The 26,016-nt window shown below is 45.6% G+C and carries 16 protein-coding genes and 1 other RNA gene; 8 read left to right on the top strand and 9 right to left on the bottom strand.

The features are described from left to right. Nucleotide 1 precedes the first annotated feature (1 nt). An RNA gene (rnpB, locus tag MD535_RS04110) (RNase P RNA component class A) lies at nucleotides 2–408 on the bottom strand. 30 nt (nucleotides 409–438) lie between these two features. Further along, nucleotides 439–1,302 carry a 16S rRNA (cytidine(1402)-2'-O)-methyltransferase gene (rsmI, locus tag MD535_RS04105; protein ID WP_265673666.1) on the bottom strand — a complete coding sequence of 288 codons (864 nt, stop codon included), beginning with the start codon at nucleotides 1,300–1,302 and terminating at the stop codon, nucleotides 439–441. Between the two features lie 62 nt (nucleotides 1,303–1,364). Here rsmI and MD535_RS04100 point away from each other — a divergent pair, with 62 nt between their 5' ends. The 4 genes from MD535_RS04100 to MD535_RS04085 are packed head-to-tail and all read left to right on the top strand — an operon-like array spanning nucleotide 1,365 to nucleotide 4,965. Next, nucleotides 1,365–3,284, top strand: a complete 1,920-nt coding sequence (locus tag MD535_RS04100; RefSeq protein ID WP_265673665.1) for a penicillin-binding protein activator — start codon at nucleotides 1,365–1,367, stop codon at nucleotides 3,282–3,284. After that, nucleotides 3,262–3,675, top strand: coding sequence for a YraN family protein (locus MD535_RS04095; RefSeq protein WP_265673664.1), 414 nt, complete (start codon nucleotides 3,262–3,264; stop codon nucleotides 3,673–3,675). The genes MD535_RS04100 and MD535_RS04095 overlap by 23 nt, the downstream gene beginning before the upstream one ends. Before the next feature lie 2 nt (nucleotides 3,676–3,677). Beyond that, a complete protein-coding gene (locus MD535_RS04090) occupies nucleotides 3,678–4,268 on the top strand; it encodes a phosphoheptose isomerase (RefSeq protein WP_265673663.1) in 591 nt (196 codons plus the stop codon). Nucleotides 4,269–4,278: 10 nt separating this feature from the next. Beyond that, nucleotides 4,279–4,965, top strand: coding sequence for a BON domain-containing protein (locus MD535_RS04085; RefSeq protein ID WP_390902889.1), 687 nt, complete (start codon nucleotides 4,279–4,281; stop codon nucleotides 4,963–4,965). A gap of 103 nt (nucleotides 4,966–5,068) precedes the next feature. Here the strand turns inward: MD535_RS04085 and ilvN are convergent, their stop codons facing one another. From ilvN to erpA, 5 genes are all read right to left on the bottom strand, one after another. Continuing rightward, entirely contained in the window at nucleotides 5,069–5,563 is a 495-nt protein-coding gene (gene ilvN / locus MD535_RS04080) for an acetolactate synthase small subunit (RefSeq protein ID WP_265673661.1), read from the bottom strand. Nucleotide 5,564: 1 nt separating this feature from the next. After that, nucleotides 5,565–7,301: an acetolactate synthase 3 large subunit gene (locus MD535_RS04075; RefSeq protein ID WP_265673660.1), complete on the bottom strand. Its 1,737-nt coding sequence runs from the start codon at nucleotides 7,299–7,301 to the stop codon at nucleotides 5,565–5,567. A gap of 430 nt (nucleotides 7,302–7,731) precedes the next feature. Beyond that, nucleotides 7,732–10,863 carry an efflux RND transporter permease subunit gene (locus MD535_RS04070; RefSeq protein WP_265673659.1) on the bottom strand — a complete coding sequence of 1,044 codons (3,132 nt, stop codon included), beginning with the start codon at nucleotides 10,861–10,863 and terminating at the stop codon, nucleotides 7,732–7,734. A gap of 10 nt (nucleotides 10,864–10,873) precedes the next feature. Further along, a complete protein-coding gene (locus tag MD535_RS04065) occupies nucleotides 10,874–11,986 on the bottom strand; it encodes an efflux RND transporter periplasmic adaptor subunit (protein ID WP_265673658.1) in 1,113 nt (370 codons plus the stop codon). Nucleotides 11,987–12,222: 236 nt separating this feature from the next. Beyond that, the gene (gene erpA / locus MD535_RS04060) at nucleotides 12,223–12,564 is read right to left on the bottom strand and encodes an iron-sulfur cluster insertion protein ErpA (protein WP_102468319.1); all 342 of its coding nucleotides are present in this window, start codon (nucleotides 12,562–12,564) and stop codon (nucleotides 12,223–12,225) included. Between the two features lie 297 nt (nucleotides 12,565–12,861). On the opposite strand from erpA, the gene hemL reads away from it, so the two are divergent. From hemL to MD535_RS04040, 4 genes are all read left to right on the top strand, one after another. After that, a complete protein-coding gene (gene hemL, locus MD535_RS04055) occupies nucleotides 12,862–14,157 on the top strand; it encodes a glutamate-1-semialdehyde 2,1-aminomutase (protein WP_265673657.1) in 1,296 nt (431 codons plus the stop codon). 485 nt (nucleotides 14,158–14,642) lie between these two features. Next, a complete protein-coding gene (locus MD535_RS04050; RefSeq protein WP_279348215.1) occupies nucleotides 14,643–15,716 on the top strand; it encodes an AI-2E family transporter in 1,074 nt (357 codons plus the stop codon). Nucleotides 15,717–15,785: 69 nt separating this feature from the next. Further along, complete coding sequence (gene rsmC / locus MD535_RS04045) at nucleotides 15,786–16,808, top strand: 16S rRNA (guanine(1207)-N(2))-methyltransferase RsmC (RefSeq protein WP_265673655.1); 1,023 nt, start codon at nucleotides 15,786–15,788, stop codon at nucleotides 16,806–16,808. 294 nt (nucleotides 16,809–17,102) lie between these two features. After that, a complete protein-coding gene (locus MD535_RS04040; protein ID WP_265673654.1) occupies nucleotides 17,103–20,489 on the top strand; it encodes a response regulator in 3,387 nt (1,128 codons plus the stop codon). A 158-nt stretch (nucleotides 20,490–20,647) separates the two neighbouring features. On the opposite strand, the gene acnB is transcribed toward MD535_RS04040, so the two are convergent. Both acnB and MD535_RS04030 read right to left on the bottom strand, forming a co-directional pair. After that, nucleotides 20,648–23,245 carry a bifunctional aconitate hydratase 2/2-methylisocitrate dehydratase gene (gene acnB / locus MD535_RS04035; protein ID WP_265673653.1) on the bottom strand — a complete coding sequence of 866 codons (2,598 nt, stop codon included), beginning with the start codon at nucleotides 23,243–23,245 and terminating at the stop codon, nucleotides 20,648–20,650. A gap of 303 nt (nucleotides 23,246–23,548) precedes the next feature. Further along, nucleotides 23,549–25,900 (bottom strand): patatin-like phospholipase family protein, encoded by a 2,352-nt coding sequence (locus MD535_RS04030; protein WP_265673811.1) that lies wholly within the window; start codon nucleotides 25,898–25,900, stop codon nucleotides 23,549–23,551. Nucleotides 25,901–26,016: the final 116 nt, after the last annotated feature.

Here is a 26,016-nt window from a genome sequence, read left to right as displayed (position 1 = left end):
AAGGTGAAGTTGACCTATAAGCCGGGTTCTGTATCCGCCTAAGCGGTGATAGCCATTCGTCTAGGCCAGCAATCGCTCACTGGCTCAAGCAACCTACCCGCTTCCTTACGCGAGCCGCGCAATGTGAAAGCCTATTTGGTCTTGCTCCGGGTGGAGTTTACCCTGCAACGAACTGTTACCAGTCGTCCGGTGCGCTCTTACCGCACCCTTTCAGCCTTACCTGTGCTCTTTCCGAAGAAATAGAGCCATCGGCGGTCTTCTCTCTGCTGCACTTGTCGTGGGCTTGCGCCCCCCAGGCGTTACCTGGCACCCTGCTCTGTGGAGCCCGGACTTTCCTCCCCTCCGTCAGTCTCCCCCAAGACAAGCTCAAGGGGACGTCAACGAAGCAGCGACTATCTGGTCAACTTCAGGCCGCGGATTGTATAGGAGCGCGAGCAATTACTCAAGGTTTTCTAGTCCCCATTTGTAAAGTGCGTTCTTTTTCAGGTTATAAATCTCAGCCGTCATCGCTGCGGCTTTCTTTAATGGCAGCTCTTTAACTAAAATACCTAACGCTCTTAGCGCCTCATCAGGTAAGCCTTCAACCGCTGCTTCACGATGGCCATGTATAAGCAATACCATCTCACCACGTTTACGGTTATCGTCTTCTGCAATCCACTCAATCAGTTCACCCAGCGGCAAGCCTTGGATAGTTTCAAAGGTTTTTGTTAGCTCACGAGCCAGCACCACTTCACGATCTGGCCCCAATACTTCAAGCATATTTGCCAAAGATTCAGTAATACGATGTGGTGATTCATAGAAAATACAGGTACGCTCAACTTTCGCAATTTCTAAAAACTTATCTTTACGTCCTTTACTTTTTGCTGGCAAAAAGCCTTCAAAACTAAAGCGGTCAGAAGGTAAGCCCGATGCACTTAACGCAGTAATCACTGCGCATGCACCCGGTAATGGCACAACATTAACGCCAGCTTGACGACATTGCGAAACAAGATGGTACCCTGGATCGCTGATTAATGGCGTCCCAGCATCAGAGACCAATGCAATGGACTCGCCAGATAACAATTTTTCAACTAAAACTTGTGCTTTTTGTTGCTCGTTGTGATCATGGAGCGCAAATGTTCTAGTTTGTATATTGAAGTGAGAAAGAAGTTTACCAGTATGTCTGGTGTCTTCAGCGGCAATAATATCCACACTATGCAACACCTCTAGTGCCCTATGTGTAATATCACCAAGGTTCCCAATGGGAGTTGGCACAATAAAGAGCGTTGGTTGCTCGATATGAATGGTTTTGTTGCTTGTCATTTGTTTACCATCACTTCAACGATTAATATAATGATTTTACACGAATAGTGATTAAAGAGCTCATGGCAATGATGAACCGTAAAAAAAATAGTGTAACGCGCCTGCTAACACCCATCGCACTGGCACTGTCCATTGCCGCGTGTTCAACACAACCCAGCGCGCCAACCAGTGTTGATATCACAATGGCCCCTACCGCCTCTTCTGAAACCTATTTAATGCGTGCAGACAGCGACCAAGGCGGTTTTGCCAATGAGTGGCTCATCCTTGCCTTTAAAGCTTCCATTCAAGAAGGCAACTACGAACAAGCGCAGCGCTTGTCTAACCGTTTAGCCAAACAAAACTTGAGCACCATTCAACAAGCTGAATGGCAATTGGCGCGCGCTGAACTTAACCTTGCTCAAGGTAAAGCTCAAGACGCTTACCTACAGCTTAATCTACCCGCAGAGTGGCCTTTGCTGCAGCAACAATGGATGCAGTATCACAACTTACGCGGCCAAAGCTTAGCGATTATGGGCGACTACGTAGAGTCAAGCCGTGAGTATATTGCCATGTCAGGTTTTGCACCACGCGCGCAGCAGCAAATTATTAACGACAATATTTGGCACAACCTAAATCAATTATCATCTGAGCAGTTGTCACAACTTACCATTAAACCTGAAGAAGAAATTCTTGATGGCTGGGTGCAACTTGCCAGCTATATGAAGGCTCTGGGAAGCAGCTTACCTCAATTGCAAAATACACTTGAAAAGTGGTTAGCGGAAAATAGTAATCATCCAGCTGCGCTTTATACGCCACAAAGTATCTACGATATCTTGAGCCTCGAGATTTCCACGCCTCATAGCACTGCGCTTTTACTGCCGTTAACGGGTAAGTACGCGAAACAAGCGCAATTGGTCCGTGATGGTTTCATGATGGCGACCATGGATGATGATCAACGCGATCCTGATGCGACCTTCACGATCATCGACACTAATGAAACAACGCCTGCTGATATCAAAGCGCAGCTTATTGCTAATGATGTCGACTTCATTGTCGGTCCGCTGATTAAAGAAAATGTTGAAAAACTGCAGCAAGCTCAATTAGCAACAGAGACGCCAATTCCAGCTCTTGCACTAAATATCCCTACCGTTATCGAGCCCAGCCAGTCGATGTGCTATTTAACCTTATCTCCAGAGCAGGAAGTCTCACAAGCGGCGAAGCATCTTGCGCAGGAAAACTATGCCTATCCGCTGATCCTGGCACCTAAAAGTAGCCTTGGAAACCGTGTAGTCAAAGCCTTCGAGGAAGAATGGGGCAAATTAAGCACCAATAACATTGCCGTGGCTCAATACAGCAATCGAGCTCAATTACAAAAAACCATTAACAACGTCTTTGGGCTGCAAGACAGCCAGCAACGTATTGCTCAAATGGAAACACTAACCGGCCTTAAATTAGAGAACCAACCAAGAAGCCGCCGCGATATTGACTCGGTTTACATTGTGGCTAACGGCGCCGATCTTACGCTAATCAAACCCTTTATCGAAGTTGCCATTAACCCAGATGCAAGCCAACCAAAATTGTTTGCCGACTCCCACAGCAATTCAAGTAAGCGCCAATATGAAGATCTCACTGGCGTTGTGTATAGTGACATTCCAATGCTCATTGACGAAGATGAGCAACTTGACGCTCAAATGACCAAGTTTTGGCCAAAGAGTTCAAATGCAGAGAAACGCTTACAAGCATTGGGAATGGATGCGTATACCCTAACCAAAGAACTGCCACAACTTAAAGCCGTCGTCGGTTATTCTGTTGACGGTCAAACGGGTACCCTTTCGATAGATAGCAACTGTGTGGTTCAACGACAAATTGCATGGGGCGTCCATGGTCAAGCTAAATCACAAACCACTAACGTTGCCGACAGTGCTACCGGTAACGCTACTGGCGTCAATAGCACCATCGAAAGCAGTGAATTGGAAGCAAATGATACGACAACTGTGGAATAAAACCCGAGCAAGTATCGAGCAAGACGCTCCAAAAAACAAACGACAGCTAGGTCAACATTACGAAGACCTAGCGCAAGCGTATTTGGGTCGACACGGCCTAAGTACGCTGACAAAAAACTACACGGTAAAATGTGGCGAACTCGATCTCATCATGCAAGATGCTACATGCCTGGTCTTTGTTGAGGTAAAATACCGAAAAAACCGTCAATATGGCCATGCCCAAGAGATGGTCACTGCATCCAAAGCAAAAAAACTACAAAAAGCAGCCATGGTTTGGCTGATGAAAAACGGCTTGTCACCGTACGATACTGAATTTCGATTTGATGTCGTCGCCATACATAACAGTGGCGAAGACATTGACTGGATAAAAAACGCGATTACTCAAGGATAACCATGCGCGATAGCATTAAAGAAAGCTTTACTGAAAGCATTCAAATTCAAATAGCAGCAGCAGAAGCGCTGCCTGATGTCATCACCCACGCGGCACAAGCGATGGTTGCGACTCTGCTTAATGGCAGTAAAATTCTTTGCTGCGGGAACGGGGGCTCTGCCGTCAATGCCCAGCAATTTGTTTCGTGTTTACTAAACCGCTTTGAGACCGAGCGACCAAGTCTTCCCGCCATGGCACTGACCACCGACAACACCACCATGACCGCGGTTGCTAACGACTATAACTTTGAAGATATTTACGCTAAGCAAGTGCGCGCGTTCGGTCAAACTGACGACATATTACTGGCCATTTCTACCAGCGGAAATAGCAAAAATGTCATTAAAGCAATGGAAGCGGCAGTAACTCGTGATATGACAATTATTGCTTTTACTGGTAAAGATGGCGGCGAAATGGCCGGATTACTGGGTGAAAATGACGTTGAAATACGTATCCCTTCTCACCGCACCTCACGCATCCATGAAGTCCATATGGTCACCCTTCATTGCCTGTGCGATCTGATCGATCAGGTTCTATTCCCAGCTCATGAAGAGTAACGCTATGAAAATATTCAAAACCGTCGCCTTACTCGCGATGAGCTTAGCACTCTCTGGTTGTGCAGGGTTGTTTGAAGTTACCGATACCCGCTCAGCTAAAGAACTATGGAATGACAGCGCATTAGAATCAGAAGTGGCTGGGATGACAAACAAAGCCCCATTCGTTGGTCAGGTTCGCGTCGTCGCGAGCTCACAGCGCGGCACTGTGGTTTTAATGGGTCAAGCTCAAACTGAAGCGCTACGAAACACACTTGAGGCGCGCGTTTCTGCCTTAGACGGGGTAAAACGTGTTTACAATCAAGTGCGAATTAATAGTCCTCTTGGCTTCACGCAAATGAGTAATGACAGCTGGTTAACGACAAAAGTGAAGTCAGCATTATTGACTGACGACCGCCTGAATGGTGTAAAAATAAAAGTCATCACTGAAAACAAAGAAGTGTTTTTACTCGGCTATGTCTCCAAAGAGCACGCCGACGTTGCCACCGAGATAGCACGTAAGATATCAGGCGTATCTCAGGTGATTCGTGCTTTCCAATTCAGTGAGACACAAGAAAAACTCAATACTGAGGCCGAAGTAGAACCGAAAAAAGAGCTCAACAAGCAACAAAGTGTCAACTCAGCACCGGTTACTACAGAGGAAGAGGCGATGCGACCAATTATTGAAGAGCCTGCGCCTTTCGTAGAAGTGGAAGGTTAAGGGTCAATCACTGACGGCTACCTACTTACTTCACCAGAAACAAAAAACCAGCCTGTCATCAACAGGCTGGTTTTTTATTGGACTGCATTTCGAACTTTAATCGTTAAGCTTTAAGGGCTCGCTCACCTCGAGCAATACCAACGATACCACTTCTCGCCACTTCCACAACGTCGGTGACTTCAGATAACGCCGTAATAAAAGCATCAAGCTTTTCACAGGTCCCTGCCAATTGCACCGTATACTGGGATGCGGTGACATCTACTATTTGACCGCGGAAAATATCCGCCGTACGTTTAACTTCAGCTCGAGCAAAGCCACTGGCTTTCACTTTGACCATCATCAACTCACGTTCAATATGCTCAACAGCTGTCACTTCTTGAACTTTCAGGACATCGATTAATTTATGCAATTGCTTTTGAATTTGCTCCAATTGCATTTCACTCGACGCCGTCGTGATATTGAGACGAGATAAGGTCTCATCTTCGGTCGGCGATACATTCAAAGATTCAATGTTGTAGCCACGCTGAGAGAACAAGCCAACCACGCGTGATAATGAACCCGGTTGGTTTTCCATGAGTAGTGAAATAATGTGCTTCATATTACGTTCTCTCCGTCTTGCTCAACCACATTTTATCCATGCCTTCGCCTTTGATTTGCATTGGATAGACATGCTCGGTTTCATCAACATTAATATCAACAAAAACCAAACGATCTTTCATCGAAAGCGCTTTTTTAAGACCTTCTTCAAGTTCATTTGGGTGAGAAATACGAATACCAACATGACCGTATGCCTCAGCAATCGCAGCAAAATCAGGAACTGAACTCATATACGAGTTAGAGTGACGACCTTGATAAATAATATCTTGCCACTGCTTTACCATGCCTAGGAAGCGGTTATTCAGGTTAATAATTTTAACTGGAATGTCATATTGCATTGCGGTCGATAGCTCTTGAATATTCATTTGAATGCTGCCATCTCCCGTCACACAAACCACTTCTTCATCAGGGTAAGCAAACTTCACGCCCATCGCAGCAGGGAAGCCAAAGCCCATCGTGCCTAGACCACCTGAATTAATCCACCTTCTTGGTTTATTGAATGGGTAGTAGAGCGCAGCAAACATCTGGTGCTGACCAACATCCGATGCCACATACGCATCGCCACCAGTCAGTTTATGGAGCACTTCAATCACTTGTTGTGGTTTGATTTTTTCATCTGACTTTTCGTAACTCAAGCATTGACGATCTCGCCAGCTTTCAATATCTGTCCACCAAGCATCAAGTGCTTGTGCGTCATTTGTGCCGCCTTGTTCAATGAGCAATTTCAGCATGGAATCAAGCACTACATCTGCAGAGCCGACAATAGGCAGATCCGCTGGCACATTTTTCGATATAGAAGAAGGGTCAATATCAATGTGTACCACTTTAGCGTTCGGACAGTACTTCTCTAAATTGTTGGTAGTACGATCATCAAAACGAACGCCGACTCCAAAAATAAGGTCTGCATCGTGCATCGCCATGTTGGCTTCATACGTACCATGCATACCGAGCATACCGAGCGCATTTTTATGCGTGCCAGGGAATGCCCCTAGGCCCATTAACGTGCTCACCACTGGCAGATTTAACGTCTCAGCAAACTTAGCAATCTGTTGATCGGCTTCCGCCATCACTGCGCCGCCACCAATATAAAGAATCGGTTTTTTCGCGTCTAAAATCGCTTTGAGTGCTTTCTTAATTTGCCCTTTATGACCCGACGTTGTTGGGTTATATGAACGCAATGCAACCGTCTCAGGGTATTCATAAGGGAATGTAATTTGAGGGTTCATTACGTCTTTAGGGATATCAACCACCACAGGTCCAGGACGCCCTGTTGACGCAATGTAAAATGCTTTCTTTATCGTATCGGCAATGTCTTCTGCGCGTTTAAGCAAAAAGCTGTGTTTAACGACAGGACGAGAAACCCCCACCATGTCACATTCTTGGAATGCATCATTACCGATTAGATTATTAGGTACGTTACCAGACAGTACGACCATAGGAATCGAGTCCATATAAGCAGTCGCAATACCGGTAATGGTATTCGTCGCACCAGGACCTGAACAGACCAACACCACACCAGGCTTGCCTGTTGCTCGAGCATAACCATCGGCCATGTGTGTCGCCGCTTGTTCATGTCGAACTAATACGTGTTGAATATCTTCTTGTTTTTGATGAAGCGCATCATAGATATCAAGTACAGAGCCACCAGGGTAGCCAAAGATTTGCTGTACGCCTTCATCGATCAAGGACTGAACGATCATTTCAGCGCCAGATAACATGTCTGGGGTTGGGTTTTGCATATTTTCTCCTTACCAGTTATCTCGACAAACAGGTAGTTTGAAGAGCCGGTCTTACATAGTTAGGGCTTATTCGTAGCCTAATCGAAATCACTCACTTTTCGGCTATGTCGTTGTGCCAGTCATAACAAGCACACCGTTTACGCAACAACTGTAACGCTTTCTTATCACCAGGTCTAACCTTGTTTTGATCGCAAAAAAGAGACTCTTCTTCATTCCTGACTATTTGCAATAAATCGTGACAAATTAAACACCAAAATCGGAATATAATCTCAACCATCCTTAAAGTTCAGGATAAAAAACTTACCGCCATCCTCTTCGGGTACAAAAAACCATTAACACTAACGATGAAAGTCATCTTATTCATCTATTCATAGCAATAAAAAAGGCCCCTTTCGGAGCCTTAAGTAAGGTGTTAACAATAAATGGTTGTTTATGCGCTTTTTCGCCAAAAGAGCCAGCGACGCCTTGTCTTCACTTTCATGTCGTGCGGGCTTCGTCCTAACATCAGCAAGCAAGGAGTAAGCACCAGTGTGAGTACTGTTGCAAAGGCAAGACCACCAGCAATAGCCGTTGCTAACTGCGACCACCATTGAGTACTAGGCGCCCCAAACTCGATTTTTTGGTTAATAAGGTCAATATTCATTTCCAAAACCATTGGCATCAAACCCAATATCGTCGTAACGGTTGTCAGCATAACGGGTCTCAAACGCTGAACCCCTGTCCTTAATATCGCTTCTCGTTTATCTAACCCTCGTTTTAGCAGCTGATTATATGTATCGATCAAAACAATATTATTATTCACGACAATACCAGCTAAGGCGATCACGCCAATGCCTGACATAATAATGCCAAAGGGCCGCTGGAAAATAAGCAGACCTGCAAACACCCCTACCGTAGAGAATATCACCGCACTCAAAATTAAAAATGCCTGATAGAAGCTGTTAAATTGCGTAATTAAAATCAGCGCCATAACTGCAAGCGCGACTAAAAATGCACTTTGTAAAAACTCTGACGAGTTCTTTTGCTCTTCATTTTGCCCACGTATTCGCACGTCGATACCAGGCGGAAGCTCAAGTGCATCGAGTGACTGCTGGAACTCAGGAAGTTCTATTGCGAGATTGTAGCCCTCAGCCATGTCTGCTTTAACGTTAATGATACGAATACCATCTAAGCGTTCAATCGCATCTTGCTTGGGCTGAGGTGTAATTTCAGCAAAATTGGTAATCGGTACCAAACCTGCGGGGGTCTTGACTCGTAATTCATCAAAACGACCAATATCGCGCTTATCACTAGGGAAACGAACCAAGATATCGACTTCTTCTGACGAGTCATCTGGAAGGTAGTCACCAATTTTCAGTCCATTGGTGACAAATTGCACCGTATTTCCGACTAAGCTCGCATCAGCGCCAAACCGGGCGGCATCATCTCGGCGAATATCTATCTGCCAATCAATACCGGGCTTACTCGAAGAATCACTAATATTGGTAAGCTTCGCGTTGCCGTCAGCCCAATGCCGAATCACCTTGGCAGCCTCATCTAGGCGCTCAGGGAAACGGGCCGAAAGTTCAATCACTAAGTCATGCTCTACCGGCGGTCCTGCATCAGGAAATTTGTACTCAATTTCTACCCCAGCAAACTGGTTCGTTGTTTGCTTTAACTCTTCGATAATGACATTAACTCGGCGACGGTCTTGCCAATCAACCGGCGTTATTTGGATATTACCAATCTCACTTTTTCCTCCGGTTTTTGTATAGACACTTTCGAATTCATCATGGTTAAGCATCACTTTCTCAACGACCCTCATGACTTCATCTTTTTCATTGATGGATAAGTCACCATGAGAGCGCACTTTGACATTAAAGTACGGCGGATCGACCTCGGGGAAAAACTCAGCCCCTAAACCCGCTTTGTTGTAGGCGGCACCGACACCAATCGCAATTAAAATCGCCAACAACAGTATTTTAAATGGATGAACAATCGCGATGGCTAACGTGTGGTAATAGAGCTTAGTGATACCCGTTGCCTTATCAAAGTCTCCGTCATGCAGTGCCACCATCTTGGCTTGTTGTGCACTTGACACATATTGAGGCTTACCAAACAGTCCTCCAAGGACAGGGACAAAAAGAAGCGCCATGACTAATGAAGCCGTTAAGGTCGCGATCAAGGTCAGTGGTAAGAACTTCATGAACTCACCTGTAGTATCTGGCCAAAATAATAACGGCGCAAAAGCGGCGAGCGTCGTCGCCGTTGATGCAGTGATCGGCCATGCCATACGCTTGGCGGCATCGGCGTAAGCTTGCTTTCTCGGCGTGCCTTCTTGCATCCGCCTATCGGCAAACTCGGTGACCACTATCGCGCCATCAACCAACATACCCACTGCCATAATGAGCGAGAACAACACGATGATATTGACGGTCAAGCCAAATACTGACAACACCAATAAGCCCGTCAAAAACGAACCCGGAATTGACACCCCCACCAACATTGCGGTTCGTACACCGAGAATAGCGATGATGACAATGACCACGAGGATAATGGCGGAAAGTACGTTGTTTTGTAGATCATTGAGCATGATCTTGACATCTTTCGACTCGTCCTTGGTGTACTTAACTTGCAGATTATTCGGCCACTCTGGAACCAATGACGCTTGACGCATCACTTCCTTTACTAACGCGACCGTCTCGATAATGTTTTCACCCGCGCGCTTCTTTACATCAAGTACAACCGCTGACTGCCCATCGAGGCGAGCAAAACTGTCGGGATCTCGAAATGCACGACGAACAGTCGCCACATCTCCAAAAGTGATCACCTGCTTACCATCGACTTTAACGGGCAGTTCTAGTACATCTTTTAAGGTTTCGAACACCGATGGGACTTTGACAGAAAAGCGTCCATAGCCCGTATCAACAAACCCTGCCGCCACCACCCGATTATTGAGCGCAATCAGGTTATAAATATCACCTTGATCTAAGCCGTAGCTTTCCATCAGTAATGGGTCAACAACAATTTCGACGATGTCATCGCGATCACCCGCGATGTCCACTTCTAAAACTTGTCGGTAGCTCTCCAGTTTGTCACGCAGTTGACGAGCGATTTGAACAATGGTTCGTTCCGGCACCGTTCCGTATAACACCACCGACAATACCGGCTGCTGAGAGGCAAAGGTCACTTCATTAACGGTTGGCTCATCACTGTCATCCGGCAATTTGGGCTTTGCTAAATCAACAGCATCACGCACATCCGCCATGGCTTGTGTTAGATCGACCCCAACATTAAATTCAAGCGTGACTGACGCATGCCCTTCAGACGCCGTTGCCGTCATTTCCTTTACGCCTTCAATTGAGCGTAATTCTTTTTCTAGTGGGCGAACTAATAGACGCTCACTATCGTCGGGGGAGATCCCTTGATGCCCCACCGATACATAGATGATAGGAATCGTGATATCGGGGCTCGACTCTTTAGGAATGGTGTTATAAGTCACCACTCCGGCAATTAAAATTAAAACCAGTAAACTGATCATCGTTCGAGAGCGAGACAACGCCGCATCAATCAAAGCATTCATGCACCTTCTCCTATCGCTTAGCTTGATCAGCTACTTGATTGGCTTGCTCAACGCTAATCGCTTCTACCGCATCACCATCACGAACAAAGCCTTGCCCCAAAACAATAATATCAACTCGATCGCCAAGCCCTGTCAGCCAGACACCATCTTGTTCAGCCTTAACGAGCTGGATGGGGACAAACGCCACTTTGTTACTCTGAAGCGTTTTAACACCGAGGTTGCCACGTTCATCTAAGGCCAGCATTGTTGGGGTTATTTTTATGGCGATATTTTTCTCAAGCGCCAACTCAACTTCAGCACTCACCCCTGCAGAAATTTTTTGCTTGGGATTCGGAACTTCTATTTCAATAGGAAAGGTATTTGTCGTCGATGAAGAGACTCTAGAGATATAACGAAGCTTACCGGTTACTGGTGTGCCATCAATAAAACGCACTGTCGCTGGTTGGTTCACTGATAGATTTTGAATATGACGCTCACTCACGTCCGCTTCTATCACCAGAACATTTAAATCAATCATCATGGCAACCGGATCACCAATAGAGACAAAATCGCCTAATTCAATATCAATTTGGTCCACGATACCGGTAAAAGGTGCTTTAACGATGGTATTACGCAAGGCCAATTTCGCCGCGCTGACCATCGCTTTTGCTTCGGTATAGTTTGCCGCTGCCGTTGAATAGGCAACTTCACCTTGCAGCCCGCGACTCTTTAAAGATTTAGATGCATTAAACTCTTGCTGACGAACATTCAACATGGCCTGTGCTCGTTCTAATTGAATCGCAAGATCACCTTTATCGATTTGTGCTATCGCTTGGCCAGCCTTGACGCGGTCTCCCTTTCTAACGCTTAAGCCAATAATTTTCCCCGCGATTTCAGCGCCAAGCTTAGCGGTTCGATCCGGCGCAGTTCGACCATATAATTCGATTTTCTTATCAATACTTTCCGCGACAAAAGATTGGAAAACCACCCTTGCAAGTGGCGTGACTTCTGGTGAAGTAGACGGATTGCTTTCTTCTGCTCGTAAAGCACCAAGACCGAGCCAAACGGCGAGCCCTAAGATGAATAATAGCGAAATAAGCCAGGGACGTTTTGAAAAGAAGCGGCCAGGCTGCATGGTTGGCATAGTTATATCCTTATAATGGTCGTGCTGCTGCGCTTACCTAGCCTTTCCTTGATGAGAAAGGCTGATAAAAGTACTGAAACTTGAATAACATCCTTAGATTCAATGTCTCAGCACGCCCTGTACGTTAGGGGAAATAAGAGTAGAGCAGTAACACTACCTTGTTTTATTCATTTTTGTTATCTGCGTAGCAAAAAAAAGAGGCGAACTTCTCATTCGCCTCTTTCTTACTGGTTAACTTAAACGCTAAATGAAGCGCCACAACCACATGTTGTCGTAGCATTGGGGTTATCAATAAAGAATCTCGCCCCTTCTAACCCTTCGGTATAATCCACCGTGCCGCCAATTAAGTATTGTAGGCTCATCGGGTCTACCACTAAGGTCACACCACACTTTTCAATCGTGGTATCACCATCGTTGACACTTTCGTCAAAGGTAAAACCATATTGAAAACCACTGCAACCGCCACCCGTAATGTAGACGCGCAGTTTCAGTTCAGGGTTTTCTTCTTCTGAAATCAATGTGTTCACTCGCGTTGCCGCGGCATCGGAAAAATTTAAAGGAATAGCTGCATCACTCATGGGAACCTCTCTTGCTACTCATTCGCAATTCAAGCGCACCACTGATAACCAGTGACTCGCATCCCCTACGAAGATAAAAACGACTCACCAAAATGATGAGTAAACAAATAGTATTAATTGTATTACGGGGGATTATCTAATACCTGACTGCTTCGTTCAAGTATTAGGCAGATGCAATTTAACTTTACCGTCATATCAGAGTGCAATTTCCGAAAATGTGCTCAAAACACTACTAGATTTTGTGAGGGTATGTACAATGCTGCTCACTTGGTCCGAATAAGCAAAGAGGAATTCTCCATGACCAAATCAGCAGAGCTGTATCAAAAAGCGCAAGAGACTATCCCTGGTGGTGTAAACTCGCCCGTTCGTGCCTTCAACGGTGTAGGTGGTTCACCTATCTTTGTTGAGCGTGCCGATGGCCCTTTGATTTTTGATGCTGATGGTAAAGCGTACATTGACTACGTAGGTTCTTGGGGACCGATGATCTTAGGTCACAACCATGCTGTTATCCGCGAAGCCGTTATTGATGCCGCACAACGAGGTCTAAGTTTTGGTGCGCCAACCGAAATGGAAATCAACATGGCTGAACTCGTGCGCAAACTGGTGCCTTCTATGGAGCAGCTGCGTATGGTGAGCTCTGGTACAGAAGCGACCATGAGCGCCATTCGTCTCGCTCGTGGCTACACTGGTCGTGACAAAATCATGAAGTTTGAAGGTTGCTACCACGGCCATGCCGATAGCTTACTTGTTAAAGCTGGCTCTGGCGCATTAACACTTGGCCAACCAAGCTCTCCTGGCGTGCCTGCTGACTTTGCAAAATACACGCTGACGGCTCGTTTTAACGATCTTGAATCCGTCAAAGCACTGTTTGCTGCCAACAAAGGTGAGATTTCTTGCATTATTGTTGAGCCTGTTGCCGGCAACATGAACTGCATCCCTCCAGTTGAAGGTTTCCACGAAGGACTTCGTCAAATCTGTGATGAAGAAGGCGCGCTGCTTATCTTCGACGAAGTCATGACAGGCTTCCGCGTCGCACAAGGTGGCGCTCAAGCGTATTACAACATCAAGCCAGACTTAACAACATTAGGTAAAATCATTGGTGGTGGCATGCCTGTTGGTGCATTTGGTGGCCGTAAAGAAGTCATGCAATACGTTGCGCCTACTGGCCCGGTTTATCAAGCGGGTACACTGTCAGGTAACCCTATCGCCATGGCAGCTGGTTATGCTTGCCTTACGTTGCTGTCTGAAGAAGGCAACGAAAAACGCCTTGCGCATAAAACCAAACAACTTGCTGATGGCTTTAAAACCTTGGCAGACGAGCATGGCATTCCAATGGTGGTAAACCAAGTTGGCGGTATGTTTGGCTTTTTCTTTACCGATCAAGAACGCATTACTTGCTATGAAGACGTCGCTAAGTGCGATGTTGAGCGCTTTAAGCGCTTCTTCCACTTAATGCTCGATCACGGTGTCTACCTTGCACCATCAGCATTCGAAGCTAGCTTCCTGTCTCTTGCTCACGGTTCAAAAGAAATCGAAGCAACACTAGAAGCCGCTGATCGTTGTTTTGCTATGCTGGCAAAAGAAGCGGCGTAGCCAGTAACCACTGACTTATGCATAGCGTCGAGACTCCTAAAAGGGAATCTCAACGTCAATAAACGTAAGGGCTGATAGTTTCAGCCCTTTTTTATGCCTGCCAATGATAGGCGGCCAGTAACGCTATCGCGAATATCATCATCCAAAACCACGGGATTTTTCGCTTAATTTTAACACCTGACTGACACGTTTCCTTGCCGTTACAACATCCCATAAAACCCCCACTAATCACGGTATTAAATACCAATTAAAATTGATCACTCCATATTTTACGTCCATTATATGCTCAATTGGTCGCCGTATTTGATTACTTAGTTTACCGACTATACGTTGACCAGTAATACGTTGAAATAACTGAATTAGCGATGGCGCTTTGTCTACCGTAAAAACGCCACGACGCAGAAAAAACGACGCTCGCTCATCATCTTATCGCATGCAGATTTCGCAGCCGATATATTGAAAAAGGAACACTCGTGAAAACGAAAATGAACGTAACGGCAAGTCACTGGGTGCTCATCATCGCCCTACTTTTAACGGGCTTTGCCTGTTACTTGCTCGTCGAGCCTTACATTAACTCCATTGTCATGGCGTTTATTTTGTCACTGTTGATGTTCCCTATTCATGAGTGGCTAGAGGATAAACTGCCAAAACACAAAAACACTGTCGCCTTGTTATCCTGCGTTATTCTGACGTTTATCATTGTCATGCCATTACTGCTGGTTTTTAGTGCCATAGTTCAGCAAGGATCCGTGTTCTCACAAAATATGTATCACTGGGTGACCGGCGGTGGTATTCAAGAAGTGTTTGCCCACCCTTGGGTCGTTAAAGGGCTGTCGTTCATTAATGACTACCTACCTTTTGATAAGATTGATCCACAAGATATTGCCAAAAAGGCGGCAGAATTTGCGACCTCACTGGGTTCAAATCTAGTGGCAATCAGCGCTAAAATACTTGGGGATGCCACCAGCTTCCTGATGAATTTTTTCTTAATGCTGTTTGTTCTGTTCTTCCTACTGCGCGATCACGACAAGATCATCGCTGCGATTCGCCATATTTTGCCCTTTTCTCGCAGCCAAGAAGATCGCTTACTCAACGAGATTGAAAAAGTATCAAAATCCGCGGTGATGGGCTCTTTTTTAACCGCAATAGCGCAAGGTGCCGCAGGTGGATTTGGTATGTGGCTTGCCGGATTCCCCGGTTTATTCTGGGGGACGATGATGGGCTTTGCGTCGTTTATTCCTATCGTTGGCACCGCGTTAATTTGGATTCCAGCCACCGCGTATTTATTAATAACAGGTGAAACCCAATGGGGTCTATTTCTCGCGATATGGAGCATTGCCGTCGTCGGCTCTATTGATAACGTATTAAGACCCCTGCTCATGCAAGGCAGTGCCGGTATGAATACGTTGATGATTTTCTTCTCCCTGCTTGGTGGTATTCATTTATTTGGTCTTATCGGCCTGATTTATGGCCCGATCATTTTTGCTATCACTATCGTACTTTTCAATATGTATGAAGAAGAGTTTAAGGACTTTTTAGATAGCCAAGATAACAGCTAGAATGCTTTTTTAGTCTGGGGGTTTGTGAGAGAATCCCCTCCCTTTTTCAGTTTCCAAGAGATGACGTTCATGTCGCATTACATCGCTCCCAGCCAGATTGCCGAAAGACAGCTTGAGTACTTCGCAGGAAAACGTGTGCTGGTCATCGGTGAAATAGAAGACCAGTTCCCGATTGATTTGAGCAAGCATTGCGACAAAGTCACGGTATTTACTAGCAATTACTGTACTTACCGACAACTTCATCGCTCGGAACAACTTTGCTGTCACTTTGGTGCTAATTTACCAGACACGATCGACGCAGATATGATCTTAATGTATTGGCCAAAAGCTAAAGCAGAAGCGCAGATGCTATTAGACATGTCGTTAGCAAAGCTAGGTCAAGATACTGAAATCGTCGTGGTCGGTGAAAATCGCTCTGGCGTAAAAAGCGTCGAGAAAATGTTTGCGCCTTTTGGTCTGATAAAAAAATACGACTCGGCACGTCGTTGCTCATTTTATTGGGGGCAATGCCAAACAGCACCAACATCGTTTGATCTGCAATCTTGGTTTAAATCCTATCCGGTCGAACTTGACGGCCAGCAATTAGTAGTAAAAAGCTTGCCTGGCGTCTTTAGCCATGGGGAGTTTGATTTAGGTAGCCAGTTACTGCTTAGTAACCTACCACCACTGCATGGCAAGGTACTTGATTTTGGTTGTGGTGCTGGGGTACTAGGCGCGTTCATGGCACTACGCTATCCGGATATTTCACTGCAAATGTGTGATATCAATGCCTTTGCTATAGAGTCTAGTAAGCAGACCCTATTAGCTAATGGCTTAAAAGGCGATGTCTTAGCTTCTGATGTCTATTCTGATTTGTCGTCTGATTTTCAGTTCATCGTAAGCAACCCACCATTCCATGCTGGGCTAGACACCAGTTATTCTGCAACTGAAGCACTGCTCAATGATGCACCAACGCATCTTAAAGCCGCAGGCAACATAGTCATCGTCGCAAATAGCTTCCTTAAGTACGCACCGATCATTGAGCGTCAATTTGGGCATTGTCATACGCTCGACAAAACCAGTAAATTCACCATCTATCATGCCATCAAGTAACTCACGTATTTAAATAAGTCTGTCGGCAATACTGCTCACTCTAACCAGTATTGCCGCCTTCTTTTCCCGCCTTACTTATAACCCTCTGTTTAACTGTTACTTTTATTGCAGCTGACATCAGCATCACCAATCAAATTTCAAGCAGTCATTAATTATGAGTGACCTCACACGCTTTGCATTCAACTTACTTGCCAAAGTAAAAAAAGTATTTAGATTAGTAAGGTCAGGTGTTTTATGACAAAAAAACACCTGCATTTATTCACTAAATACCCCTTAACGGCCTAAGACTTACGTATGTTCAAGCTGCATAGAAAACAGAAATTTAAACGATTACAAAGCACTTTGATGATGGCATTTTTGGCGCTCAGCATCACTCCACTTACTGTCATTGCTCTGTTTTTTCTTAATGCTCACAGCCAAGATCTTCGCGATCAAAGCACTACGCACCTTGTTTCTGTTCGCGATACAAAAAAACAACAGGTTCTCGATTACTTTGATGCACAGAAATCAGAAGTCATGGGCTTTGTGCGCTCAGAGCTTGCCTATGCCAGTGGTGGGCGGTTTTACGGCATCGTCAACGCATTCCAACGCTTGGGCGATGATATTAAGCAAGCCCAACAACATGCACAAGAACGTTACATTACCGGCTCTGGCGATCAGGTAAAAACCTCTATCATGCCAGACTCGAGCAGCTATGTGGGCAGTGAGCGATATCGACTGCTCCACAAACGCTATCACCGCGCGTTTGTGGAACACCTTAAACGTTCTGATTTTGACGATATCGTCTTGGTCGATTTAGCGGGTAACGTTACCTACTCAGTGTTCAAACACGATTACTATGGTACCAACCTCAATACGGGCCGCTTTTCTCAATCCATACTGGGCTCAACCTTTGCGACTCTAGATCAAGAAGTGACAAAAAAACGTAAAGATAATGAAGAATACACGCCAGTTATCATTTCTGACTTTGCCTCCCAAGGAGAGCAGCAATACGCGTGGCTAGGTGCCCCGATTATTCAACAAGGGTATTTACACAGTTACGCACTATTTCGTTTGCCAATTAAAGGGATCACTAAGCTCATCAATAGCGGCAGCACCACCGACATCAACCTTCTGTTGGTCGGAAATGATGGTAAAGCCAAAATGATGGGGCTATCCGCAGAAAGTATTACACAAAGCGAACAAGTCATTCAGAAAGCCCTCTCTGGCGAAACTCAAGTTGGTAGCTATAGCAATACTCTCAATAACCAGTATCTCGCCGCCTTTGCACCCGTCCAATTCTCAGACACCACATGGGCACTCGTTGCAGAAACGCCTGAATCCGTAGCATTTGCCAGCATTCATCAGCTGGAAAAACTGTTTGTTATCGCGATGCTTAGCGCAATCATTCTGGTGGTGATTGCCTCTCACTATCTATCTAACTTTATTACCTCGCCACTACTAAAGCTAACATGGGCTGCCGAGCGAGCATCAGGAGGTGATCTTGAGCCATCGATCATTAGCGCTAACCGCAAAGATGAGATTGGTCGACTGGCACTCAGTTTTGAACGTATGCGTCGCTCTATCAAGGATAAAATCGAGTTAATTAAAAGCCAAAACCAAGAGCTAGAACAACACCTCATTGTGATTAAAAAGCAGAATGAAGAACTACAACTTGCCAACAAACTAAAAGATGAATTTCTTGCCACTACCTCCCATGAACTAAGGACACCACTACATGGCATGATTGGCATTGCTGAAGCCATGATATCTGGGGCTAACGGCCCGATTGGCGCCAATCATCGCTATCAACTGGATATTATTGTTAACAGCGGTCAAAGGCTGGCAAGCCTTGTCGATGACCTTCTCGATTATCACAAGATGCGCTATGGCAGCCTGGCAATAGAGCGCTCCGCCGTGAGCCTTACCAGTGCGACACAACTTGTTCTCGACTTATCCCAGCACCTGTTGGGTAATAAAAAGATTCGCATTATTAACCAAGTGTTAGAACCTATTCCTTACGTATCCGCTGACCCTCAGCGGTTAGAACAAGTGTTGTATAACTTAGTCGGCAACGCCATAAAGTACACCAACGAAGGTAAAATTGTATTATCCGCAACCGCGATGGATGATCATATCCGCGTGCAAGTTGTCGATACTGGACATGGTATCCCGGCGCAGCAGTTAGAGCATATTTTCGAACCCTTAGTACAGGCTGGACACGATTCAGGTCACTATCGCCAAGGAGCAGGACTCGGGCTTTCTATCAGCCGCCAGCTCATTGAGTTAATGGGGGGCTCACTCTATGTCAGTAGCCAACCACATGTAGGAACCACATTCAGCTTCACACTGCCATTGGCTAGCCAAGAAGAAGTGGAAGCCATGTCTTATGTGCCACAATCGAATCACTACCAAGTGACGGATCAAAACGAGTTAGCAATCAGCGACGAAGAAACTCTTCCTGACAACCCTGATGGCCCTAAAATCCTTATCGCTGATGATGAGCCCGTTAACCTGCGCATTCTAGAAAGCTTTTTACGACTTGAAGGTTATCAAGTCACACTCGCCAAAGATGGCATAGAAGCCATGGCGACAATAGAAAAAGACAAACCAGACCTACTACTGCTTGATATCATGATGCCAGGAATGAGTGGGTTTGAAGTCTGTGAAACGCTACGTGAACAATACGATCACGCTGCTTTGCCCGTCATTATGCTCACGGCGCTCAATCAATCAGAAGACCGTGTTCGTGGTTTTGAGGTGGGCGCAAATGACTATTTATCCAAACCATTTAGCAAACAAGAACTGGCGGCGAGAATTGCCGCCCACCTGCAAGCGAGCAAAGCTGAGGTACGGCGAGCAGAAAACCAAAGCCTTAAATATGAGCTCAAGCAGCGCGCGCTCGTCGAAGCCAGCCTACTGGAAACACAAGGGCGACTCATTGAGCAGCTCGATACCGCACCAGAAGCTATTTTGTGCGTACGTAATGATCTGAAAATCCAATTTGCCAATCAAGCGGCGGCAGCGTTATTCAAACGAAATGTTGAACAGCTAAAACGTTCGAGCTTGGATGATCTCATCGCCCCTAAGTTCGTAAACCTATCTCAAGAGCATTATTGTGGTGACATTGATATCTTTATAGAAGATGTCAGGCAGCGTATCAATGCTGACATTTTAACGCTACCAGAAGGCCCTGGACTACGGAATGTTTATATCTTTGAACAAGGTAAAAATACTAACGTATCACGTGTTAAAAACCTTGAAACCGCCATTGATGCACTGTCTAGCTACGCCATTGAAGGGGATAAAGCCAAGCTACAAGAATTAAAAGAGCTAGGGGGAGAGTTTACTCGATTGGCCGATAAAGCCAGCGACGAGCAAAAATCTCGCCCTGAATTAATGCGTGAAATACTGGTAGAAGCGATGACAAATTCACTGACCTACTGGGAAGATGTCACCGGACAATCGAAATTTGCCTTTGCAGAACAAAGTGGACTTTGGCGAGTTTACCTAGATCGAAGCACGCTACAAACGCGAACGTTAGACAAATACCTGCGAGTAGAAACACTTCCAAAAACCCCTCGCTGGCGCACCGTATTGAGTTCAATGGAATACATTTTGGAGCACTGCCACAAACAAGGTCCGGAGCGCGACCACATCATCGCTTGTAGAGACAGGCTGCAAAAGTTGTTAACGAGTTAACTCATGCATTCATCGTTTTAATCCAACTCTTTGCTTGACCCACAAAAAAGCCAGCCTTCGATTTCACATTGAAGACTGGCTTTTACATTAGTGTTGTTCTATTCCAGAGTCACTATCGACATTAAATTGGGAGAGCAAACTCTCCCAATTCATAGCGCTTATGCCGGCTCTTGGAAAATAACCGTATCGGCTTTTTCAGTATACTGACCCATTAGATGGAAATTCAAATAACGGTAGGTATCCGCCGCAGTGGCATCAATTTGCTGCATGTACTCTAAGTACTCTTCCTTGTTAGGAATTCGACCTAGAATAGCACCAACAGATGAAAGCTCAGCGGAAGCCAAGTAAACGTTCGCACCTGTACCCAAACGGTTCGGGAAGTTACGTGTTGATGTCGACATCACAGTAGAAGCGTCTGCCACTCGCGCTTGGTTCCCCATACACAGTGAACATCCCGGTGTTTCGATACGTACGCCCGCACGACCAAAGATACCGTAGTAACCCTCTTCTGTTAGCTGGTCTTTATCCATCTTAGTTGGTGGTGCAATCCACAAACGTGTATCCAGCTGACCTGTAAACTTATCAAGAAGCTTACCCGCCGCACGGAAGTGACCAATATTCGTCATACATGAACCAATAAAGACCTCATTGATTTCGGTACCTTGAACATCAGCCAACAAGCGAGCATCATCAGGGTCATTTGGCGCACAAAGAATTGGCTGGTCGATATCGGCCAAGTCAATTTCGATAACGTGAGCATATTGCGCATCGCTATCCGCCTGCATAAGATCAGGGTTTGCTAGCCACTCTTCCATTGCCACGATTCGACGTTCAATCGTACGGCGATCACCGTAACCTTCAGAAATCATCCACTTAAGCATGGTGATATTGGAATTAAGGTATTCCTCAATCGACTCTTGAGAGAGCTTCACCGTACAACCCGCAGCGCTTCGCTCTGCTGACGCATCAGACAATTCAAAAGCTTGCTCTACTGATAGGTGTTCAACGCCTTCAATCTCTAGAATGCGACCCGAGAATTCATTGATCTTGCCTGCTTTTTCAACGGTAAGTAGGCCTTGCTGAATGCCATAGTAAGGAATCGCATGGACAAGGTCACGCAGCGTAATACCCGGCTGCATATCACCTTTAAAACGAACCAAAATAGATTCAGGCATATCGAGTGGCATCACTCCCGTCGCAGCAGCAAACGCCACCAAACCAGAACCTGCAGGGAAAGAAATACCAAGAGGGAAACGCGTATGAGAGTCACCACCAGTACCAACGGTATCTGGCAACAACATACGGTTCAACCAAGAGTGGATAACACCATCACCTGGACGCAGTGATACACCTGCACGATTCATAATAAAATCTGGCAGTGTATGGTGCGTATTCACATCAACGGGCTTTGGATAAGCCGAAGTGTGACAGAAAGACTGCATCACTAGATCTGCAGAAAAGCCAAGACAAGCGAGATCTTTAAGCTCATCACGCGTCATCGGCCCTGTAGTATCTTGTGACCCAACCGTTGTCATCTTAGGCTCACAGTAAGTCCCTGGACGAATACCCTCTACACCACAAGCTTTACCCACCATTTTTTGCGCAAGAGTAAAACCCGTACCGGTATCTTCAACTTCAACAGGGCGACGGAAGACCTCAGAAGGCGCCATACCTAGTGCTTCACGCGCACGGTCCGTTAAGCCACGACCGATGATTAGAGGAATACGGCCACCAGCTTGTACTTCATCAATCAGTACATCAGTCTTTAACGAAAACTCAGCCAGTGTCTCACCGCTTTCATGATCGCAAACTTTACCCTCAAATGGGTAAATATCAATCACATCACCCATGTTCAGTTTCGTCACGTCCACTTCAATCGGTAGTGCACCCGCATCTTCCATAGTATTGAAGAAGATTGGCGCAATTTTACCACCTAGAACATAACCACCTGCGCGTTTATTCGGAACATTAGGGATATCATCGCCCATGAACCAAAGCACAGAGTTGGTTGCTGATTTACGTGAAGATCCCGTACCAACAACGTCACCAACGTAAACCAATTGATGGCCTTTTTGTTGGAGCGCTTCAATTTGTTTAATTGGACCAATAGAACCTTGTTGATCCGGTTCAATACCTTCACGAGCATTTTTTAGCATCGCTAGCGCGTGAACTGGGATGTCAGGACGAGACCAAGCATCAGGTGCTGGCGATAAGTCATCGGTATTCGTTTCACCAGTAACCTTAAAAACAGTAAGGGTAATTTTTTCTTGTAGTTTTGGCTTAGACTGGAACCATTCGGCTTCCGCCCACGACGTCATGACTTGCTTAGCATGGTCGTTGCCTGCTTTCGCTTTTTCTTCCACGTCATAAAATGCATCAAACATCAAAAGCGTATGAGAAAGAGCTTTAACAGCGATCGGGGCAAGTGCGTCATCATCAAGCAAAGAGACAAGCGACTCGATGTTATATCCGCCTTGCATAGTACCCAGCAGTTCAGCGGCTTTTTCACGACTGACGAGTGGTGATGTTACTTCACCTTTTGTAATCGCCGTAAGGAAACCAGCTTTAACGTAAGCGGCTTCATCTACGCCTGGTGGAATGCGGTTCTCAAGAAGATCAAGGATGATTTCTTCTTCACCTTGAGGGGGATTCTTTAATAGCTCAACAAGTCCAGCAACTTGTTCAGCATCTAGGGGTCTAGGAACAACTCCTTCGACAGCACGCTCTGCGACGTGTTTACGGTAGGCTTCAAGCACGACTTTTTTCCTCTCATTGCGGTCCCTCCTTAATAATTAGAATTAGGAGTGGACATCCTTGGAAACTTGGCTCTCCCTCGCCATTTTTCGTCATCAATTCCTTTAATGATCAGCATTAGAGAGGCCAAACTGTGGGGCGAAGAATAGCAAATTTAACGATAAATTAAAATCTTATCATTTTGACCAACATAGCAACTTCGAGCAAAATCCATGATTTTCACTCGCCTCTATGTAGGATACTTTACTTATTTCACTCGCAAATTCTGTTCATAGGCTCACGCCCGTGAACAATTGTGGGCTGAATTAATATGCAGCACCAATGATTAAATAAAACGACCGTAATCCTGTTTCGACTTGACCATAAGAGAGCATAATGGGTCCAACAGGCGAATCAATTCCAGCAAAAATAGAGCCTGCCATAAACAGCGGAGCATCAGAAATACCTTGGTCACCATCCCAAACGCCGCCGTACTCGGCAGATGCGCCTAAATACACGGGAGATTTAAACATACCAAAATCATTGTCAAACCATCGATAGCGATAGACGAGGCTACCATACAGTTTGTTCTCTCCTATCAAACTGTTTCTTGGGATACCCGATAAATTCAAAAAGCCACCCAGCTCTCTTGGATTGACGGGTAACGTCGAGTTTTCTGTTTCAATCACCGCATAATCAAACGAACCAACAAAGGTATTACGTCCAAAGGTATGTGCGTATTTTGTTTCCGCCGTAATCTCATATGCGGTATCAGAAAAATCCGATGGCGCATCATTGATATCTTGCTGACCGCTATCGTTAGACAACAAGTATTCTAAATTGATGTACCAACCTTTTGTCGGCAAGCTGAAATCATCTAAGGTATCGAGTTTATAATTGACAAACATCCCTTGGCGATCGAAATCAAACGTTCCTGAAGACGGTAAAGGTGACACATAAGACTCACCCTGTACGAAGCGACCACCGACTTTAAACTCTTGCCATAAGGTAGGGGCATAGCCTACCGCCAGTTCGCCTAGCCATTCACGATAGGTAACTGGGACAAAATCGGCACTGCCTTCGAGCGCGGGGTCAACACAACCAGTACTGGTGGCATTGGGCGTACACAATACATTTCGCCTTTCATTGCCGTATTTAAGACCCGCGAGGAAGAAAAAATCTTGGTTAGTCACAAAGGGAGAATACAACTCCGCCTCTATCCGTTTATCGGTACCAAAATCAGCGTTGACTCGCAGTTCCGCACCACGATCATTGAGATCAGTAAAGTTGGTACTAACACCAATGGCATAAAAACTATTGGCATTAAAATCTTCTTCCAGGTAGAAGCGGAAATCCATGTAGTTTGGACCCCATGATTTTTCTTTCACGTCCACCACCAGCGCGGTGTCTTCACCTTGCTCTTGATACTCGTAAGTAATGAGTTCAAATCGGTCTAGTGCGTAAAGGTTCTCAATTTTTTCTTCAATGTCATCCGTCTCTAGGACCTCACCAGATTTTAATGACAAATTATGACTCAACAAACTGTCGCTATAATGCGTCTGATTATTAATCACCACTTTATCAACCACTGTTTCATCGCCATAGCGAAGGTGACGACGAGCATTTTGCTTGTCTTCTATGTATTGCTGAAACTGGGAAGAAGAAACAGATAGATGCTGTAATTCATCGGCAATTTGATAAGCAGCCTCATACCCTAGCTCATACGCTCTTGGCATACTCGAAAAGTCAGTTGTGGCTATTTTCCCTACTTCAGGGTGCATGTAGACATCATGGTCACCAAGCGACTGCATTTGCTCTTCAGTACTACGGCGAACCAAATAGTTTGACAGTTGCTCACCAACACTCAAAAAGCTACTAAAGTCATCGCGGGTTTTATAGTCACTGCTTATATCCACAGCAATAATGAGGTCTGCGCCCATTTCTTTGGCAAGCTCTACTGGCATATTGTTGGTCACGCCACCATCGACCAACAAAAGATCCCCTAACTCATATGGGGGCAACGCGCCCGGAACAGACATACTCGCCATCATGGCATCGACTAAGTAACCTTTATCGATGACCACAGGCTCCAACTTAAGAATGTCTGTGGCGACAGAGCGATAAGGAATAGCCAAGTCATCAAAAGATTGGAATTTAGGAAGGTTACCGGTTGTTTTGCGCAAAATACGTAGCATATTTTGCCCTTGAACCACGCCTTTTGGGGCCTCGATGGATCCAAAATGCAAGCCGATATCGGTACGAATTTGATAACGATCTTCGGCTTCTTTATCTCGGATTCGACGCTGACTGCGGTTTACGCGATCCACATAGCCATTATTCCAATCGACCGTATGGATAAAACTCTCTATTTCATCTGCGCTCATGCCCGTGGCATACAGGCCACCAACATAAGCCCCCATACTGGTACCCGTTACAATATCAACGGGGATATTCATTTCTTCCAGCGCTTTAAGCACACCGATATGCGCCGCGCCCTTCGCACCGCCACCCGCTAACACAAGGCCAATTTTTGGCCTTGCCTTATCGTTATTGGCTGTATTTTCTTGAGCCGTTTGTTTAACTGAGGTCGCAGGTTCACTTGCTTGTGCGCATAACGTTGCACTACCCCATGTAAAAACTGACGCTATAAACCATCCCGTTAGGCGTTTCACATTCATCCCTAAAAGCGCTCTCAATTTAATTACTCTAATATATCAGCATTTTGCATCATAGCTATAGCCTAACCGCTTATCTCAAACGTATCCATTGTTTCGATAAGCGACAGTTTGGCTCG

The organism is Vibrio qingdaonensis (assembly GCF_026191675.1).
GTDB classification, from domain to species: Bacteria; Pseudomonadota; Gammaproteobacteria; order Enterobacterales; family Vibrionaceae; genus Vibrio; species Vibrio qingdaonensis.
Note: the sequence above shows the minus strand (reverse complement) of the source record. Positions and strands in the feature narration are given on the sequence as shown.

Bases quoted from the DNA above. Each gene is read 5' to 3' on its own strand.
- MD535_RS04100 (WP_265673665.1), top strand. From the start codon at position 1,365: ATGGCAATGATGAACCGTAAAAAAAATAGTGTAACGCGCCTGCTAACA.
- MD535_RS04050 (WP_279348215.1), top strand. From the start codon at position 14,643: ATGAACGTAACGGCAAGTCACTGGGTGCTCATCATCGCCCTACTTTTA.
- rsmC (WP_265673655.1), top strand. From the start codon at position 15,786: ATGTCGCATTACATCGCTCCCAGCCAGATTGCCGAAAGACAGCTTGAG.
- MD535_RS04070 (WP_265673659.1), bottom strand. From the start codon at position 10,863: ATGAATGCTTTGATTGATGCGGCGTTGTCTCGCTCTCGAACGATGATC.
- MD535_RS04030 (WP_265673811.1), bottom strand. From the start codon at position 25,900: ATGAATGTGAAACGCCTAACGGGATGGTTTATAGCGTCAGTTTTTACA.
- MD535_RS04095 (WP_265673664.1), top strand. From the start codon at position 3,262: ATGATACGACAACTGTGGAATAAAACCCGAGCAAGTATCGAGCAAGAC.
- erpA (WP_102468319.1), bottom strand. From the start codon at position 12,564: ATGAGTGATGCAGCTATTCCTTTAAATTTTTCCGATGCCGCGGCAACG.
- ilvN (WP_265673661.1), bottom strand. From the start codon at position 5,563: ATGAAGCACATTATTTCACTACTCATGGAAAACCAACCGGGTTCATTA.
- MD535_RS04065 (WP_265673658.1), bottom strand. From the start codon at position 11,986: ATGCCAACCATGCAGCCTGGCCGCTTCTTTTCAAAACGTCCCTGGCTT.
- rsmI (WP_265673666.1), bottom strand. From the start codon at position 1,302: ATGACAAGCAACAAAACCATTCATATCGAGCAACCAACGCTCTTTATT.
- MD535_RS04075 (WP_265673660.1), bottom strand. From the start codon at position 7,301: ATGCAAAACCCAACCCCAGACATGTTATCTGGCGCTGAAATGATCGTT.
- hemL (WP_265673657.1), top strand. From the start codon at position 12,862: ATGACCAAATCAGCAGAGCTGTATCAAAAAGCGCAAGAGACTATCCCT.
- MD535_RS04040 (WP_265673654.1), top strand. From the start codon at position 17,103: ATGTTCAAGCTGCATAGAAAACAGAAATTTAAACGATTACAAAGCACT.
- MD535_RS04090 (WP_265673663.1), top strand. From the start codon at position 3,678: ATGCGCGATAGCATTAAAGAAAGCTTTACTGAAAGCATTCAAATTCAA.